Below are 18954 nucleotides of genomic sequence, written 5' to 3' on the forward strand. Positions count from 1 at the left end.
TTAGAACCACTACCTATAGAGGCGGGAGACTGCTGCTGAAAGAAGTTAAAAAGTAAATTCTAAATCTTCTTCGTTTAAATCATTAGATATTACACCATTGTAAATATTCGATAATTCCCCCTCGGTAATCAAGTCAATAGTTTCGATCTTTATATCCAGATTTTTTGATGTTAAATGTATAATGCTCTTAAAGTATTCTATAATTTTCTCAATTGTTGATTCTTTAAATAATGACGTTGCATAACTTAAATTAAACAATAATTCTCCTTCTTTTTCCTGACAAGCAATTGTAATGTTGAATTTTTCTGTATTTTCTTTGAAGGGATATGATGTAACTCTTAAATTATCTAGTTCTATTCTATCTTCCTGCATATTTTGAAGAACGAACATAACATCAAATAATGGATTTCTGTTTAAATCTCCCACCACACCTACCTTTTGAACCAACACATCAAATTGATATTCTTGATTATCAAAGGCCATTAGTGTCTTCTCTTTTACAATGTTTAAATAATCTATGAAATTTAATTCATTATCTACTTTTGTTCTAATTGCTAAAGTGTTTACAAACAAACCAATAACATTTTCCAAATCCTCTGACGTTCTTCCAGAAACAGGCGTTCCAACAACTATATCTTCTTGTTGGCAATATTTTGATAATAAAATATTTAAATTTGCTAATATAACCATGTACAGCGTGCTACTAGTCTTACGTCCTATTCCTTTTAAATTATCTGTGATAGTTTTATCTATTTTAAATTCGATGTTATTTCCTTTAAAGTCTCGTTTACTTGGCACAGGATAGTCCGTAGGGAATTTTGTTTCAGGTAACCTCCCTTGATATTCTCCTAACCAATATTTTTCTTGTTTTTTTAGTTCTTCACTTTTTAATATCTTTAATTGCCAAGCAGAGAATTCCTTATATTGAATTTTTAATGATTTCAACTTTTTGTCTGAGTACAAATCACTAAATTCTTTTGTTAATATCGCAACCGAAATGCCGTCAGATACAATATGATGAATATCAAAAATAATGATATTTCTCTCTTCCTCTACATTTATTACTCCAACTCTAATAAGAGGAGGTATTTTTAAGTTAAATGGCCTTATAAAATTTGCTACCTTTTCTGAAATTTCATCTTCGTTTTTGACTGTTAGCATTTCAATTTTAAACACTAAATCATCTATTGGTTGAATTTTTTGTACTATGTCTTCATCAACAATTTCAAAACTGGTTCTTAATGATTCATGCCTTTCTATTAACTGTCTTATTACTCTATTTATTATATTAAGATCGAGTTTGCCTATTACTTCTATAACCTTTGGCATATTATAAACCGTTCCATTATTTCTCTCTTGTAGCAGATACATTCTTTTCTGTGCAGAGGAAGTTCTATAATATTGTTGTTTAACTGTTAATTTTTCTATCTCTTCGTATTTATTCTTCTCCACTTTGCTAATATATTTAGTGAGTTCTTTTATATTTTTAGCCTTAAATAATTCTTTTATTGGTATTTTTACATCTAATAACTTGTGAATTCTGCCTACCAATATTGTTGCATTTAATGAATGTCCTCCCAAATCAAAAAAGTTGTCATTTATACCTATTCTTTTTACCCCTAAAATTTCTGACCAAATTTCCACTAAATTTTCTTCCATCTTATTTCGTGGAGCAACATAGTTATTTGAAATTTGATCTTCTTTATTTGGATCAGGTAAGGCTTTTCTATTTATTTTTCCATTTGAATTTAGTGGCATTTCTGCAACTTCGATAATGAATGAGGGTATCATGTAGTCAGGCAAGGTTGCTGATAAATAATCTTTAATTTCAGATGTATTTAATTTTCTATAACAGGTTACATATGCACAAAGATACTTTTGAGTATTTTGATCAATTTTCCCTACAACTACTGCTTGTTTTATATTTTCAAGACTCAATAATCTATTTTCTATTTCTTCAAGTTCTATTCTATATCCTCTAACTTTTACCTGATTATCTATCCTCCCTAAAAATTCTATTTCTCCATTTGATAGCCATCTTGTTAAATCTCCAGTTTTATATATTTTCAAACCTTTTTCAAACCGACTTTCAACAAACTTTTCCGCTGTTAAATTTTCTTTATTTAAGTAGCCTCTTGCTACTCCATCTCCACCTATACATAATTCTCCCGGAACTCCTATAGGCACTATTTGCATATTTTCATCAAGAATATATACTTGAGTGTTATTTATTGGTTTTCCAATAGTAAGGTTGTTGTCTTCATTTACATAAAGTTTGCTTGTTGACCAAATAGTTGTTTCAGTAGGTCCATATACATTAAAAACTTTTAAATTATCGTTTCTATCTAATTCTTCAACTAAATTTTTAGGAACTTCTTCTCCACCAATTAGCACTGTTTTTAATTCTTTTATTGATTTTTTAAACTTATTACTTTCTAATAAGGATTTTAATCTGGAAGGCGTACATTGCATTACCTCCACTTTATTTGCAACAATTACTTTTGATAATTTATCTCCATCAATTACTTCTTCCTCATTTACAATTACTATTTTCATTCCTTGAGCAAGTGGTACTAAAGTTTCTAAACCAAAAATATCAAATGAAATTGTTGTAATACATAATATATTTTTATACTCATTTAGGCCTGTTGCAGCTACAATGCCATGTATAAAATTATTTACTTGTTTATGTTCAACCATTACTCCTTTTGGATTGCCTGTTGAACCTGAAGTATATATCACATTTGCTAAATCATGTGAGTTATTTACTATACTCAAATTATTATCATCCAAAGAATAACAATCTTTACTAATATTAATAATACTACCAGTAAACTGTAAATCATCTTCTAATTCCTTGGCTGTTATTAAAATTTCTACACCTGAATCCTCGAGCATATACTCTATTCGACTTCTAGGAAGATTTATATCAATTGGCAGATACGCTCCACCTGACTTTAAAACCCCCATAATACCAATGATCATATGAATGGATCTTTCTACAAATATCCCTACTATCGAATCAGCTTTTACCCCTTTTTCCCTAAGAATCCTTGCTACTTGATTTGATTTTCTATTCAATTCATCATAAGTTAATTTATCATCCTTACATACAACTGCAACTTCATTAGGAACTTTTCTTACTTGCTCTTCAAATAATTGTTGAATTGTTTTGTTTTTAGGATAAATTACCTCTGTATTGTTAAAATCTTTAATAATTTTTTCCTTTTCATTATCTGTCAAAAGTTGAATGTCAGATATGGATAAAGCACTATCTTTAATTATATTTTTTAATATTGTTATAAAATATTTTCCCCACAATGTGACACTATCTTCTTTTAATAAACTAGTTTTATAATTCAAATTAACGTTAAATGCCCCATTGTCCTCGAGAATTTCCAATGTGAAATCAAACTCGGCTATTTTTGATTTATAATCATATGTTTTGATTTCAACATTATCAATGCTAAACATTCTCTCGTCTATATTCTCGTATATAAACATGACATTTATTAATGGGTCTCGCTCACCATTATTTTCTGTATTTAGTTTATTAACAAGAAAATTAAATGGATAATTCATATGAGCATAAGCCTCTAGAGAACTTTGTTTTAACCTACTTAAAAATTCAGTAAATTTCATTTCGTTAGAAATTTGATTTCTCAAAATAATTGTATTAGTAAACATACCAATATTATTATCAAATTTACTATTCCCTCTGTTAGTAACAGGTGTGCCGATTATTATATCCTTCGTTTTTGAAAGCTTGTAAAGTAATACCTTAAATGCCGCAGCTAGTACCATAAACAGTGAAGATTCAGTTTTTTTCGCAAACTGTTTAAGGTCAAAAACCAAATCTGATTCTATCGGCATTTTTACAGTATTACCTGCAAATTGATTAATCGAATAATGGTTGTGATCAAAAGGAAGATTTAACTTTTCTCTTTCACCTGATAATTTTTTTAACCAATATGTTTCATTTTCCTTTATTTCCTCAGAATTTAAAAATTCTTCTTCCCATAAGACATAATCTGAATATTGGTTATAAATTGGCTCCAGATTTTCACCTGAATATAATTTTATTAGTTCTTGACCTAATATATCTAATGAACGTCCATCAGCTATTGTATGATGTAGATCTATTAACAATATTTCCTTTTCCTGTGAAGCTTTAATTAGAGTTACTTTAAACAATGGTCCTTTTGATAAATCAAATTTACTAATATTCTCCTTGATTAAATCATCTAAACTCTGAGATTCTTGCTTTTCAACTTCATTAATTTTAAAATCTATTTCCTCTATAACCTCTTGAACAAATAGATCTTCTTCAATGTATAATTTTGTTCGTAAGCTTTCATGTCTAGCTATTATCATTTGGAACACAGTCTCTAATTTTTTTATATTTATTCGACCTTTTATTTCTAATGTCCCTATTATATTATATGGATCATTCTCATTTATTAGAATAGTTGAGAAAAGCCTTTTTTGATTTAAAGTCATTGGAATTACTTTATGATTCGGAAAAATATTTTTTACTTTTTTTAATTTTGTTTCTTCTGAAAACTCAAAACCACTTTCTCTTAATTCATATATACTTTCTTTTATTTTACTTATTATTATTTCAATATCCTTATAGGAAATTTCTGTATTGAAACAACATGTTCTTCTTTCCCACGTATAAATACCTTTATAATTTAATAAATAAAAGAATAAATCCATTTCTATTGGAAACAATGATGAGTCATATTTTCCATATGATTCAAATTTGAATTGTGAACCAAAGTAACTTATTCTCATAGGAACTCTTTCTCTTCCAAAAAACTCGTTTACTTCTTCTACAAATACCCTCGTTTTTTCATTTACTTCCATTTGTAAATCATTGCCTTTTTCTTTCAAAAGAGAAAGTACCGCATACGCAGCCGCCATACTAAGAGGGTTTTTACAAAATGTCCCAGCAAAAGTTACTGTTTCTTTATCTGGTATAGAGTTATCTCCAAATGACCAGCTTCCTCCGTCTATGCTATCTAAATATACCTGCTTGCCGGCTACAACACCTATCGGAAGTCCACCACCAACTATTTTTCCATAAGTAACTATATCAGCTTCAATTCCGAAATAAGCTTGTGCTCCACCCGTTTGAATTCTAAATCCATTTAGCATTTCATCAAAGATTAAAATAATACCTAATTCTTCTGTTAATACTCTTAATTCTTTAAGGAATTCTTTCGGCTGAAAACCAGGTCTTCTACTTTGTACAGGCTCTACTAATACAGCTGCAATATCATTTTTATTCTCTTTAATATATTCTAATGACTCTTTAGACCCGTAGAGTAAACTTACCGTATCTTTAATATTTCCATATGTTGAACCTAATGAAGTAGGATACGGACCTTCTTCATCTGTATCTGTTAGAATACCATCAAACGTTCCATGATAGGATCCAGAAAATTTTACAATCTTTTCTTTTCTTTTGCATGCTCTAGCAATTCTTAAAGCAACCATTACAGCTTCTGAACCTGTATTACAGAAGGCAACTCTTTCTACTCCGGTTAAATCTTTTATCAATTTAGCTACTTTCCCTGCTAAATCACTTTGCGGTCCTAATTCAAAGCCCTTCTCTAATTGAGCTTTGATAGCATCCGTAATAAATGGAGGATTGTGCCCAAAATAATGGACTCCATATCCTATTGCTAAATCTATATATTCATTTCCATCAATATCCCAAAACCTTGTTCCTTGGGATCGTTTGGATATAATCGGATAAAGTAATTTTTTTAATGTCATCCTAAAATTAAGTGAATTTATCCAATCCGAGAATACAGTATTATACTTTTCTGCATGATTTTTTGAGCTTTTTGTTTTAGTATTATATTTTAAGATAAAATCATCTACAAATTTTTTTTGCATATTATTTAATGAGTCTTCTTCAAAAATCATGGAGTTATTATTTATTTTAGGGAAAACACTCCTTGAATTGCTTGCTGGTTTAGCAGAAAGTTCCTTTCTACTTATATCCATCAAATTTTCTAACTGGGCATGGATATCCTTAATTCGGTTTTCCATATTATTTAAATAATTAACATTTTCCGCATTCTCGTAATCAGTATTTTCACATGAAATATTTGACTGTTGTTTTACAGTGCTCTGTTTAAACATTTCTGATTTAGGTAAATGTTTTTCTATATATTCAGCAATTAAACCTACTGTGTTCAAATTTAATAAGAATTCATTTATAGAAATATTTAATTTATATTTATTATCAATATGTTTTTTAAAGTTTAGTAATAATAAAGAGTCAAAACCTAATGAAAATAAATTATCTTCACGGTTTATCTCCTCTATATTCAATCCAGCTATAATATTAATTATATTTTTTATCTCTAACTCTATATCGTATAAACTTAAAGAAGAGTTCTCTATTGTAAGAGTATTATTCCCAATGGAGCTATTCGATCCACCCAATTTTTCTGAATTTTTATTCAACACGAATTCTTTGTAGTTCTTCTTATTCTTATTTAAATCAATCCAATACTTTTTCCTTTGAAAAGAATAATTAGGGAGTATTACCTTCTCCTTTTTATATTCTTTGTAAAAGGATTTCCAATCAACCTGTACACCATTTAAATATAATAGAGATATAGAATCAAATAGTTGCTTATATTCATTTAAGCCTTTTCTTAATGACGGTAAAAATAGCGCTTCACCATTAATACATTGATTAGCTAATCCACAAAGTGTTGCGTCGCCACCTATTTCAATAAAAATATCGCTTTCTAATTCCTTGGCCGTTTCCATTGCTTTATAAAAATTAACTGTATTGGATAAATGATTGGACCAATAGATTGCATTCCCAAACGTGTCTTTATTTTCTTGCTTTCCAGTTATAGAAGATATAAAAGTTACGTTATTTTCCGAATATTTCACATCACTTATTTTTTCTTTATAACTATCGATAAATTCCTTCATTAAAACCGAATGAAATGGATGTGTAATATTTAACTCTTCTATAAACACTCTTTGTTTTTTTTGGATGATTTCAATAACTTTATCTACTTCTTCACTAAGCCCTGATATTGTTACATTTTCAGAAGCATTTATAGCTGCAATTGAAACATTTTTACATCCACTCTCTTTTATTGACTCGCTTGCAACTTCCACACTTGTTAGTACACCTACCATTTTCCCATCAATATCTAGGGTATCCATTAACATACCACGATGAGCAATCATTTTAATTGCATCATCTAAACTTAAAATTCCAGCATAGCAGGCTGCAGTGAATTCACCTATACTATGTCCAATTACTGAGTTTGCCTTAATACCCAAGGACTCCCAAATTTTGGTTAGTGCATATTCAATAGAAAATATAATCGGCTGCGAATAAATAGCTTTATTCAATAAATCATTATCATTTTCTCCATAAATAATATCTAAAATATTGAAATTTAAAATTTTATAAAATTTTTCATTACATAAATCTAGTGTTTTTTTAAAACCCGATGATTTTTCATATAATGTTTTTCCTATATTCTTATAAATTGATCCTTGACCAGTAAATAAAAACGTAATATTATTCATTTTAAACTTGGAAGAATCATTTTTAAAATGATCAAATTTATCAAACATATTTAATATATCGGCTTTGCTTGATCCATTAGCAGCAAAACGATAATCCATATGACTCTTACAAATATTAGAACTGTAACATATATCACCAATTGACTCATTAGATTTAGACAAATATTCTTTCATATTTATGATAGAATATTTCAATGCCTCTTCATTTTTAGCAGATAAAGTTAACAAGTGATAAGGCAATTCCTTCTCTTCGATATTTACTTTAACTAATGGTGGTTCTTCAATAATTGCATGGGCTAAAGTACCTGTGAATCCAAATGCACTAATCCCCGCTCTCCTAATCTTTTCTCCAGGTTTCCACTCAACAAGTTTATTGACTACTTGTAAATTTCCCCAATCGATTTTAGAACTTTTTTTATTGAAATGGATATTAGGCGGTAGCTGATTATGTTTAAATGATTGGATTATTTTTATTAAACCAGCCATTCCTGATGCGGCTTCTAGATGAGCAATATTGGTTTTCACTGCTCCTATTAACAAGTCATTTTTCTTATCTTTAAATATTTCATTTAGAGCTTGAACCTCAATGGTATCACCTAAAGGGGTGCCCGTCCCATGCGTTTCAATATAATCAATATCATTTATAGTCATTTTAGCTTGAGTTAAAGCTTGTTTTATTACTCTTTTCTGTGCACTTCCATTTGGAGCGGTCATCCCATTTGTTCTTCCATCTTGTCCAACCGAAACGCCCTTTACGATTGCATAAATTGTATCGTTATCTGCTTTAGCTTCGGATAACTTTTTTAGTACTATGACGCCACATCCCTCGCCTCTACCAAAACCATCTGCATTCTCAGTAAATGTTTTACATCTGCCGTCTGCAGCTAATCCGTGCTGTTTGGAAAGACCAATGAATGACTCAGGAGTTAATAACATATTAGCTCCCCCAACAATTGCTAATGAGCATTCGCCCTTTTTTAGACTTTCTACGGCAGCATTTAAAGCCACTAACGAGGACGAACAGGCTGTGTCAAATGTTACCGCAGGTCCTTTAAAATCATAGAAATAGGATAATCTACCACTGGCAGCACCATAGGTTATACCGCCAACAGAATAAGGCGTTATTTTTTTTTCATCACCTGAGAACATATGAGCCCTAAAATAATCACTAGAACTAATTCCTACAAATACTCCCGTATTACTCCCACGTAACTTTTTTATATTTACCCCAGAATCTTCAAGCGCCTCCCAACTTACCTCTAACAATAATCTTTGTTGTGGATCTATAGAGCTTGCTTCTACAGGAGAAATTTCAAAATGTCGATTATCAAATTCATCAACAGGGACATTTAAAAATGCCCCGTATTTCGTATACATCTTTCCAATTTCGTCTACATTATCACTATAATATTCTTTATAATCAAAGCGATCCTTTTTAATTTTTGTTACAGTATCAATCCCATTAGAAAGAATATGCCAAAACTGCTCTGGATTATTTGCACCTCCAGGAAATCTGCAACCGTGTCCTACTATAGCTATATCATCATCTTGGTTTTTTTTAGATAATTCTTCGATTTTCCTAGCTGCTTTTCTCAAAGCTTCCTTGTATTTATTCGTTTCTTGTTCCACAACCATTCCTCCCTTTTTTAGTCTACTAAAGACTCTATTTCTGCTAAAAGGTCATCTATAGTTTCAGAAGTATTTAAGCCGTCATTATTTATGTCATTTTCACTAGTCTCTTCTTCGAAAGATAAAACTTCCATAAGCAGATAATCATTTAACTCTTTTAAAGATGGATAATTGAAAAATACAGAAATATCGAGTTCTTTGCTTGTTAATTTATTTATTTCATTTCTCATAGAGAAAATCATTAATGAGTCCGCTCCCTGTTCTGTTAGTGACTGATCTAATACTAAAAGGGATGCATCATCAAACCCCATTAAAGTCGCTGCAATATTTTTCAATTTTTCTTGTAAATAATCATATCTTTCTGAAAACTTTAACGACCTTAAAACTGATAAGATATTAGCCTCACTATTTGTCTTGTCTTTTTTTCTATTAGTAACATCATCTAAATTTATTAGTTTTGATAAAAATGTAGTCATTTCTTCTAATTTAGTGTTTTCATTATATAAATCCCAGTTCATGTCAGCGACCAGAATAGATGAATGATTTTCATTAAGTAATTTATCAATCATTTTCATCCCTAATTCTGTACTAATGCTATAAATTCCTTGTTTCTCTATTCTTTTCATATTCTCTTCATTTCTAGATGCCATACCTATCTCAGACCATGGTCCCCAACAAATCGATATTGCAGGTAAGTTTAATTTTCTTCTATATTGAGCAAAGATGTTCATAAAATAATTCGCGGTTGCATAATTTGCTTGACCTATATTTCCTATTACAGAAGCAATGGATGACATCATAACGAAAAAGTCCAACTCACAATTCCTTAATGAATGATGTAAATTGTATGTTCCAAAAACCTTACTCATAAACATTTGCTCAAAACTTTCCCATGTTTGATCTCTTATAAGCCTATCATCTAAAATACCAGCTGCATGAACTACGCCTTTTATCTCTGGGAAATTCCTGGTAATATCAGATATTAAAGCAGAAATATCTGATTCTTTACTCACATCAACCTGACATATAAGTACTTTTATACCTCTTTCTTCCCAACTCTTTACCTTGTCAAGAATATCCCCCTTGGGCTTATTTCTGCTTAACAAAACTAAATTACGTGCCCCTTTTTCTATTAAATACTCTGAATAGAGCATTCCGATACTACCCGTTCCCCCAGTTATGAGATACGTTGCTTCAGACTTTATTGCTATATCAAGATTTTTATGTTTTTTCTTAGAATAGGTATTTTTGACCAATCTCGAAACATATCTCTTATTATTGTTTCTTAAACAAACTTGTTTCTCATCGTTTGTTATTATTTCTTTTATAATTACATCATCAATTTCCTCATTGATCATGCTACTATCAACGTCAATGATTCCTCCCCATAATGGATTAAATTCTAGTCTAATAACTTGTGAAAAGCCCCATAAAGTTGATTGATAAATAGAAATTGGACTATTGTCTAAATCATGCACGTTATTAGTTATTACTTTTAAGTTCATTTTTTCAACTAAATTCAAGTCAGTTATGGCTTGTACAAGATGCAATAATTGACTGCAAGCTGTTTTTTCTTTCAATGTCTCTAAAGTTATTTGATTGATGCTTTCTTCATTAGATTCAGAAATAAATAAAATGTTAAACTTTTCATTATCAAATTTATATACTATGTCTTTAAATAGTGTGTAAAAATCTTCTTTTTCGTTATCGGAAATGCAATAGGTATTATCATCCAGTTCCATTAAATTTTTACCAGACAGGACTTTAATAGAATCCATTCCAAGTAAACTCAACTTGTCATATATTTTATTGCAGATTTCGTTATTATTTGAAAAAATAATGAATTTTTCATTATTTTTAAATTCAATATTTCCAAATGATTTTTCCACCCATTCAACGTTATAAAGCATTTGATCGCCACTATAGTTTAGTTCCTTTAGTAGGCTTTTTCGATCTGTGAGTTTTGCCATAATGTTTTCTATCTCAAATACGATCTCACCTTTTTCATTATAAACAGCAATATCTCCAATAACCCCTTCTTTTTGATCATTATTAACCTTTACATGGCACCAATAACTTTCTGCATCTTTATAGTAATACTTAATTTTCCCTAATGAGATGGGAATTGTTGTTTTAAGCACATCTGTTGTCTTTTCAGAATTCATTTTCCTACTTAGTTCAGATACAGCGAACACAGATTGGAATATAGAATCTATTAAGCCTGGATATAATGTATATGATTCTTTATTTGGAATTTCTATCTTCGGATCAATTAAGCAGACCCCTTCACTTTCTCCCCTCCATACTCTCTTAATTCTTTTAAAACCTTCGCCTAAATTAAAGCCAAATTTGCTCATTACATCATAGATATTGAAACCTGATAAGTCTTCCGGAAACATATTTTTTAGATCATCTATATTTATCTTTTTCTCAGAGGTCTCGTCCTTTATTACAGTTAAACTTCCTTGACAATGTGTAGACCAATCTCCATGTTCCGCTTTACTGTCTTTACTTATTATTTGAAACTTCTTTCTTTCTTCATGGATATCTTCTATTAATATTTGCACTGTTCTTTCATCACCCTTACTTGCTATTAAAGGTGAATGGAATTCAACATTTTCAATAATACATACAGATGATTTATAATAATCTTCAATAATTGATACAAGCATTGACATATGCGCAGCAGCAGGAGATATTGCCGTGTCAAAAATAATATGCTCTTTCATAAAGTATGGAGAATTCATTGTAAAGGAGTTCTGATAAACTAAACTATTTTTTAATTGTGGTGTACTAAATCTCTGCCCAATAATTGGATGATAATCATTCCTTATTTGATCTGGTAATTTTTTTTCATGAGAACACACCGGTTCCATCCAATATGGTTTTCGTTCAAATGAATACGTAGGTAATTGAACTCGGTTATATGTTTTATTAATATTTGTTTCGAACTTATCCCAAAGTACCTTTACACCACTACAATACAGTTCCCCTAAACTATAACTGATTTGTTCCCAGTCACTTTTCTTCATATCTAAAGAGTTTAATAATTTTATTTCTCCCCTTAAAGATAATTTTGACAAGGCACATAAAGTTTTATTTGCTCCAACCTCTAAAAATACTTTATCCTCTGCATCCTTTATTGAAGTAATAGAATGATAAAAATCAACCTTTTCTTTAATATGGTTTGTCCAATAATTAGCATCTAAAATCTCTTCTTCCCCTATTGCTCTTGCAAAGGTAGAAGAAATATAGTTCACACTTGATTGATTAAATTTCACCTGTGAAGCAATCTCTTTGAAATCCTCTAAGATAGGTATCATCAAGTTTGAATGGAATGCATGGGAAACATATAATCTAGCTACCTTTATTTTTTGTCTTTCAGCTTCTTTTGCAAGCTCTTCAATAGCATTTTTCTCACCTGATACAACAATATTATTTTCAGCATTATAAATTGCTAGAGATAATGCATCATCATATTTTTCTATTAATTTATTCACTGTATTTTCATTTGCATAGATAGATAACATAGCTCCTTCTCCAGGTGCTGAATCCATTAGTCTTCCTCTTATTGCAACTAACTTTACTGCATCATTTAAATTCATTATTCCTGCTACAACAGCTGCAGCATACTCTCCTATACTATGCCCTAAAACAACACTAGGTTTAACACCCATTTTCTCCCACATTTTACAAACAGAATACTCAATTGTGAATATTAGTGGTTGTGCATACAAAGTCTTTTCCACTTCTTCATTTGTACATTTTCCACTATAAATAAGATCTACTAAAGATTTTAAAAGAAATGGTTTAAATAATTTATCACATTCGTCAAATACTTCTCTAAATGTTGGGTTATTATCATATAATTCTTTTCCCATCCCTACATATTGGGAACCTTGACCTGTAAATAAAAATACAACCTCTGTTTCTTTTTTGAATTTTATTGGTTCATTTATATTGGTAGAAATACCTATTTTATTTCCGTTAATTAAATAAGCTTCCATCCTATTCATTATTTCTTCCTTTGTTCTTCCAGAAACCGTGAATCTATAATCAAAATCAAATCTAGATATATTATTTGTATAAACAACATCTTTTATATTTACACTATCACTCTTCATATAATTCAAATAATTTCGAATATTATCCTGTAATGATCTCTCACTCTTTGCTGATAGCTTTAAAATATAGATTGGGTCACTACTGTTTTTTATTACTGTTTTTTTCTTTGGAGGCTCTTCAATAATAATATGAGCATTCGATCCCCCGAAACCGAAACCGTTTATTCCCACTCTTCTTATTTTCCCCTCACTTTTCCAATCAGAGTTACTTTCCACCACTTTTACCGGGGATTTATCCCATTGAATAAATGGATTTGGGTTTTCAAAATACAAGTTTCCAGGAATTACATCGTTTTTAAATGATAAAAGTACTTTTATGATACTAGCCATACCCGCAGCTGCTTCTAAATGCCCAATATTTGATTTAACTGAACCGATTTTCAATGGGTTTTCTTTCGTTCTATTTTTACCGTATGTTTCAACAACTGCTTTTACCTCTATTGGATCTCCCAGTTTTGTACCAGTTCCATGCATTTCAATGTAATCAATATCCGATTCATTTAATCTGGCATCATTTAATGCCTTTTTAATAACTTTTTCCTGAGCTAAACCATTTGGTGCCGTTAATCCATTACTTTTACCATCTTGGTTTATTGCGGTACCGCGAACTACACCTAATATATTATCATCATTTTTTTCAGCATCTTTTAATCGTTTTAAAATAATAACGCCAGCACCTTCTCCTCTGCCATATCCATTAGCAGATGCATCAAAGCTTTTACTACGTCCATCTACAGAAATAGCTTCTAATTTAGAAAAACATACATGAACAGCTGGAGAAATCATCAAATTAGCTGCTGCTACTACTGCAGTGTCTACTTCACCAGCTTCCAACGCTTTACATGCAACATGTAAAGCTGTTAAAGAAGAGGAACATGCTGTATCAAGGACCATTGAAGGCCCCTCAAAGCCAAAAGTATAGGATATTCTTCCACAAGCTGTACTAAAAGTTGTTCCAGTTAGAGAATATGCATCTATTTTACGTAAATCTCCTGATTTATAATGTGCAAATGAGTATTCTTCTCCCGCAATACCTACATATACACCAGTATTACTACCAAAATAATTACCTATATTTATCCCTGAATTTTCAAAAGCTTCCCAAGTTAGCTCTAATAGCATTCTTTGTTGAGGATCTAAAGCATAAGCTTCTTTTGGAGATATATTAAAAAATTTCGCGTCAAATTGTTCTATTGGAATATTTAGGAAACCGCCTTTTTTTGTATATAATTTTCCAGGTTCGCCTTTATCCGGACTATAGAATTTTTCTATATCCCATCTCTCTTCTGGCATATTGGATATACCATCTTTTCCATTCATTAATATATCCCAAAATTCCTCCGGACTATTTCCTCCTGCTGGGAAACGGCAACTAACTCCAACAATAGCTATAGAATCTTTGTCAGTAGCATTTAAATCACTGTCTAAAAAATTATTAACCGTTGTTTCTTCTTTATTTAACTCATTAAATAAATAATCCGTATATTCATTTATATTCGGATATTCAAATAACGAGGAAACTTGAATGTTAATACCAAATCTTTTCGAAACTTTTTCAATAAATAATGGGATATCTATAGAGGCAAGACCTAAATCAGTAAAAGGCTCATCAGAGTGAGAAATATTTAAATCTAATATATCCTCAATCAAATCTACTAAATACGTTAAAATATTTTGTTTTGAATATTTTAAATTTTTTTCCATTAAATACATTCCCTTCAGTTAAGATATTTTATCTAAGACTAATTCACTTACTGTTTAAATAAATTTGATATACCTTATTTTTGTTTTTAACAGAAATTTCAAATATTTCCTCTACATTCAAATAATTCTGATTATTATTAAGAATAAAAAAGGCTAAGAATATATTTTCCTCCTTAAAGATCGATATAGAAAATAGGTCATCTAAACTTACCTTTGCCTTTTAGATGAAAATTTTATTTTACGACTTTGTAAGAAGAAAAAATTCTAAGCACTTAGCATAACTTTTAAAAACATTAAATTTTAAATATCACTCACCACCATCTTTTTGCCCCAGATAATAATTACAGTAATTCTATAAATATAACTATTATTGCCATTTTTTAAAATGTTATCACAGCTTTTTTGGTTAATCAAACAAAAATGTTAATTTTATCAAATTAAACAAAATCCTGTTGTTTTTTGAAAATTTCTATTTTTTTACAAAATAGGTTGATTATAAAAAAAAATTATGATATATTCCTATTGTTGTGAAATATTAGAATTTTTATATTTATCAATTTTAACCTTCTCTTTTCATATCCTTCATGCAACCACACAAATTTTATTGAGTTACCAATTGTATCTATTCTATTTATTAGACATTATTCAGAAGAATTAACTAAGGTCCTTCTACAAAACCACTCTTTTAAGAAAATTTATCTTCAGTTTGATATGAACTGACTAAAGAAGTAAGGCTTTTACAAATAATGTAATAAAAGCTAACGTACCTAATTTACATGGTACGGGAGGGATAAAACACTTTCAATGGGCTCAAAATTGATAGGTAGTTTATTCCATTTTACTTAAGGAGGAAAAAATTAGTGACTAATAATTTAATTGAATTCAGAAATATTACCAAGGAATATTTCATAGGTGAAGTTCCAATAAAAGCGTTAAATGGAGTAAATTTCATTATTGAGGAGGGAGAGTTTGTTGTCATTCTAGGTGCAAGTGGTGCTGGTAAAAGTACAATCTTGAACATTTTAGGTGGCATGGATACTCCTACTTTAGGAGAGGTAATCGTGGAAAAAAAGGATATTACAGAGTTTAATGAAAAAAAACTAACGGACTACAGAGCAAAAAAAATTGGCTTTGTGTTTCAATTTTATAATCTAATACCTAATCTTACTGCTTTAGAAAATGTTGAGTTTGCAGTTGAAGTTTCTAAAAATCATTTAGATCCTGAAGAAACTCTAAAACAAGTTGGTCTAATTGACAGAATGAATAATTTCCCTTCTCAACTTTCCGGTGGGGAACAGCAAAGGGTTGCAATAGCTAGAGCGATTGCTAAAAATCCATTACTTTTACTTTGTGATGAACCAACTGGAGCTTTAGATTATAAAACAGGAAAATCAGTATTGCAACTTCTTGAAGACATAAATAGAGAAACACATAAATGTGTCGTCTTAATAACACATAATTCAGCTATTGCCCCTATGGCTGACAAAGTAATAAAAGTGAAAAGTGGTGTTATTGAGAATATTACTATAAATGAAAATAAAAAACCTATAAAGGATATTGAATGGTAATGAATAAATTATTTTTAAAATTAATAAGAGACCTGAAATTATATAAGGGGCAATTTATTGCAATTACGTTAGTAATTATTGTAGGAGCATTTTTCTTTGCAGGGTTTTCAACTTTCTCAAAAAATCTCAGTGAATATTCCTCTGAATATTTCGAAAAGACGAACCTAGCTGATTTATGGGTTTACTATGACAATATAACTCCTATAGATGTCCAAAAATTAGGGGAAATTGATGGTATTAAAAATATTGAAGGACGTTATGTTTTAGATGCAAATCAAAAGTTTGATGATGTAAAAACGACTTTAAAGCTACATTCACTCCCTCAAAATAATCGTATTAATCAAATAGTAATGATTGAAGGAAATAGACCAACAGACTCTCATTCAATTGTATTAGATACAGATTATGCAAAAGAACATAATTATTCTGTTGGTGATGAAATAAACCTAAGCACAGCTTATAAAGATATCACTTTAAAAATAAGCGGATTCGGCGAAAGTTCCGAATATACTATAAAATCTAGGGATACCTCAGATTTCCCCCCGAACCATAAAGAATACGGGATAGCATACGTTTCAGAACAAACAATGAGTAATATTATAGGGGAAAATATTTATAATGAAGTCGTTATTGATGTAGAGGATGGATTAGATTTAAATTTAGTTGAAAATGAAATAGAAAAAAGTTCAACTAATTTACATTATTTTTATACATTAAAAAGAGACTTAAATTTAAGTTATAAACAGTTTACTGGTGAAATAAAGCAACAAGAAGAACTTGCAAAAATATTGCCTATTATATTCTTTCTAGTTGCTGCTATCATTACCTTTTTAACAATGTCCAGGCTTGTGGATTCGCAAAGAACTCAAATTGGAATCATGAAAGCATTGGGTATTAAAAATTCAAAAATAGTAACTCATTATCTTGGTTATGCAATAATAATTGGATTTATTGGTGGGCTTGTTGGATCATTGTTAGGGTCAATATTCTTTCCAAAAATATTTATGGACCAAGTAAGAGCAATAATTTCACTTCCTGGCTTTGAAATTCGTATATATTATATCTTTATTTTAATCGCTATAATTTTTTCCATTGCATTTGGTGTTTTAGCATCATTCATGTCTTGTAAAATAATTTTAAAAGAAACAACTACTGAATCATTAAGAGTCAAACCCCCTAAAAAAGTTAAAAAAATATTAATAGAAAGAAATACAACTTTTTGGAGAAAGCTTTCTTACAGTAATAAACTTATTTTAAGAAATATTTTTATTAACAAAAAAAGAGCTATTTACAGTTCTTTAGGGGTTGTCTGCTGTGTCACCTTATTGATACTTGCCTTTGGATATAAGGGCTCTAGACAATTATTAATAGATAAGCAATTTAATGAAGTATATAATTATGATCTTAGGGTTGTGTATAAAACACCTATTAAAAATTTAAGTAGCGATATCCCATATAATGATATTAATTTTAATACACTGGCTCAAACTAGTGTAGTTATTACTAATATTGAAGATAAAAAAGATAGCAATCTACTAATTACAAATAAGGAAAATAATTTAATAAATAATTTTAATAAAGAAGGAAACATATTACCTCTAGATGATGAAGGTGTTATAGTCGCTAAAAGATTTGCAGAAAGATATAAGTTATCTATTGGGGATTCACTTCAATTAAAATTAATAGATTCAAAGTATAAAGGGAAATCTATAGAGGTAAAAATCTCTAATATATCTGAACAGTATTTAAATCAAGAAATATTCGCTACACCGAAGCTCTTATCTAATTTGGGCGTTTATTATGAACCAAGCACACTTCTAATTCAAGGAAAAGACCCAACCAAATTGGACGAAATTTATAAAACCTTTAATAGTATGGGGAATCTAAAAGAAGTTAAGTCTAAAAATGAAATAAAGAAGCTTACTGAAGACGGTCTACAAAATCTATATAATATGATTGTGGTATTAATTATTTGTGCAATTGTATTATCCTTTGCAGCAATATATAACATTTCTGTAATTAATATAACTGAAAGGATACGGGAACTGGCAACATTAAAGGTACTAGGTTACCAAAGAAATAAAATAAATAAGCTTATTTTTATGGAAAATATTTTTATTACTATTTTTGGGGTAATTATTGGAATTCCAATAGGGATTGCTTTATATATGCTCATTATAAAGAAATTCACTCTTGATAATATGGTGTTTCCTATCACACTAGATATAGGATCTTTACTGTATCCAGTAATCATCACTTTTATTGTTACTATTTTATGTAACATATTTTTAAGAAAAACTGTAAAGAAAATTGATATGATTGAATCACTTAAGAGTATAGAATAAACAGGA

General features: G+C 29.8%; 4 protein-coding genes. 2 read left to right on the forward strand and 2 right to left on the reverse strand.

Annotation, left to right across the window (positions count from 1 at the left end):
- Window positions 1–45 precede the first annotated feature (45 nt).
- Window positions 46–9207 (reverse strand): amino acid adenylation domain-containing protein, encoded by a 9162-nt coding sequence (locus ACIQ7T_RS17190; protein WP_402871930.1) that lies wholly within the window; start codon window positions 9205–9207, stop codon window positions 46–48.
- Window positions 9208–9224: 17 nt separating this feature from the next.
- Window positions 9225–15035: a type I polyketide synthase gene (locus ACIQ7T_RS17195; RefSeq protein ID WP_402871933.1), complete on the reverse strand. Its 5811-nt coding sequence runs from the start codon at window positions 15033–15035 to the stop codon at window positions 9225–9227.
- 860 nt (window positions 15036–15895) lie between these two features.
- Between ACIQ7T_RS17195 and ACIQ7T_RS17200 the strand changes: the two genes are divergently transcribed.
- Both ACIQ7T_RS17200 and ACIQ7T_RS17205 read left to right on the forward strand, forming a co-directional pair.
- A complete protein-coding gene (locus tag ACIQ7T_RS17200) occupies window positions 15896–16603 on the forward strand; it encodes an ABC transporter ATP-binding protein (RefSeq protein ID WP_370076243.1) in 708 nt (235 codons plus the stop codon).
- Window positions 16603–18948, forward strand: coding sequence for an ABC transporter permease (locus ACIQ7T_RS17205; protein ID WP_370076244.1), 2346 nt, complete (start codon window positions 16603–16605; stop codon window positions 18946–18948). The genes ACIQ7T_RS17200 and ACIQ7T_RS17205 overlap by 1 nt, the downstream gene beginning before the upstream one ends.
- The last annotated feature ends 6 nt before the right edge of the window (window positions 18949–18954 follow it).

The sequence above is a fragment of the Lysinibacillus sp. NPDC096212 genome, assembly GCF_044763105.1.
Lineage (GTDB): Bacteria > Bacillota > Bacilli > Bacillales_A > Planococcaceae > Lysinibacillus.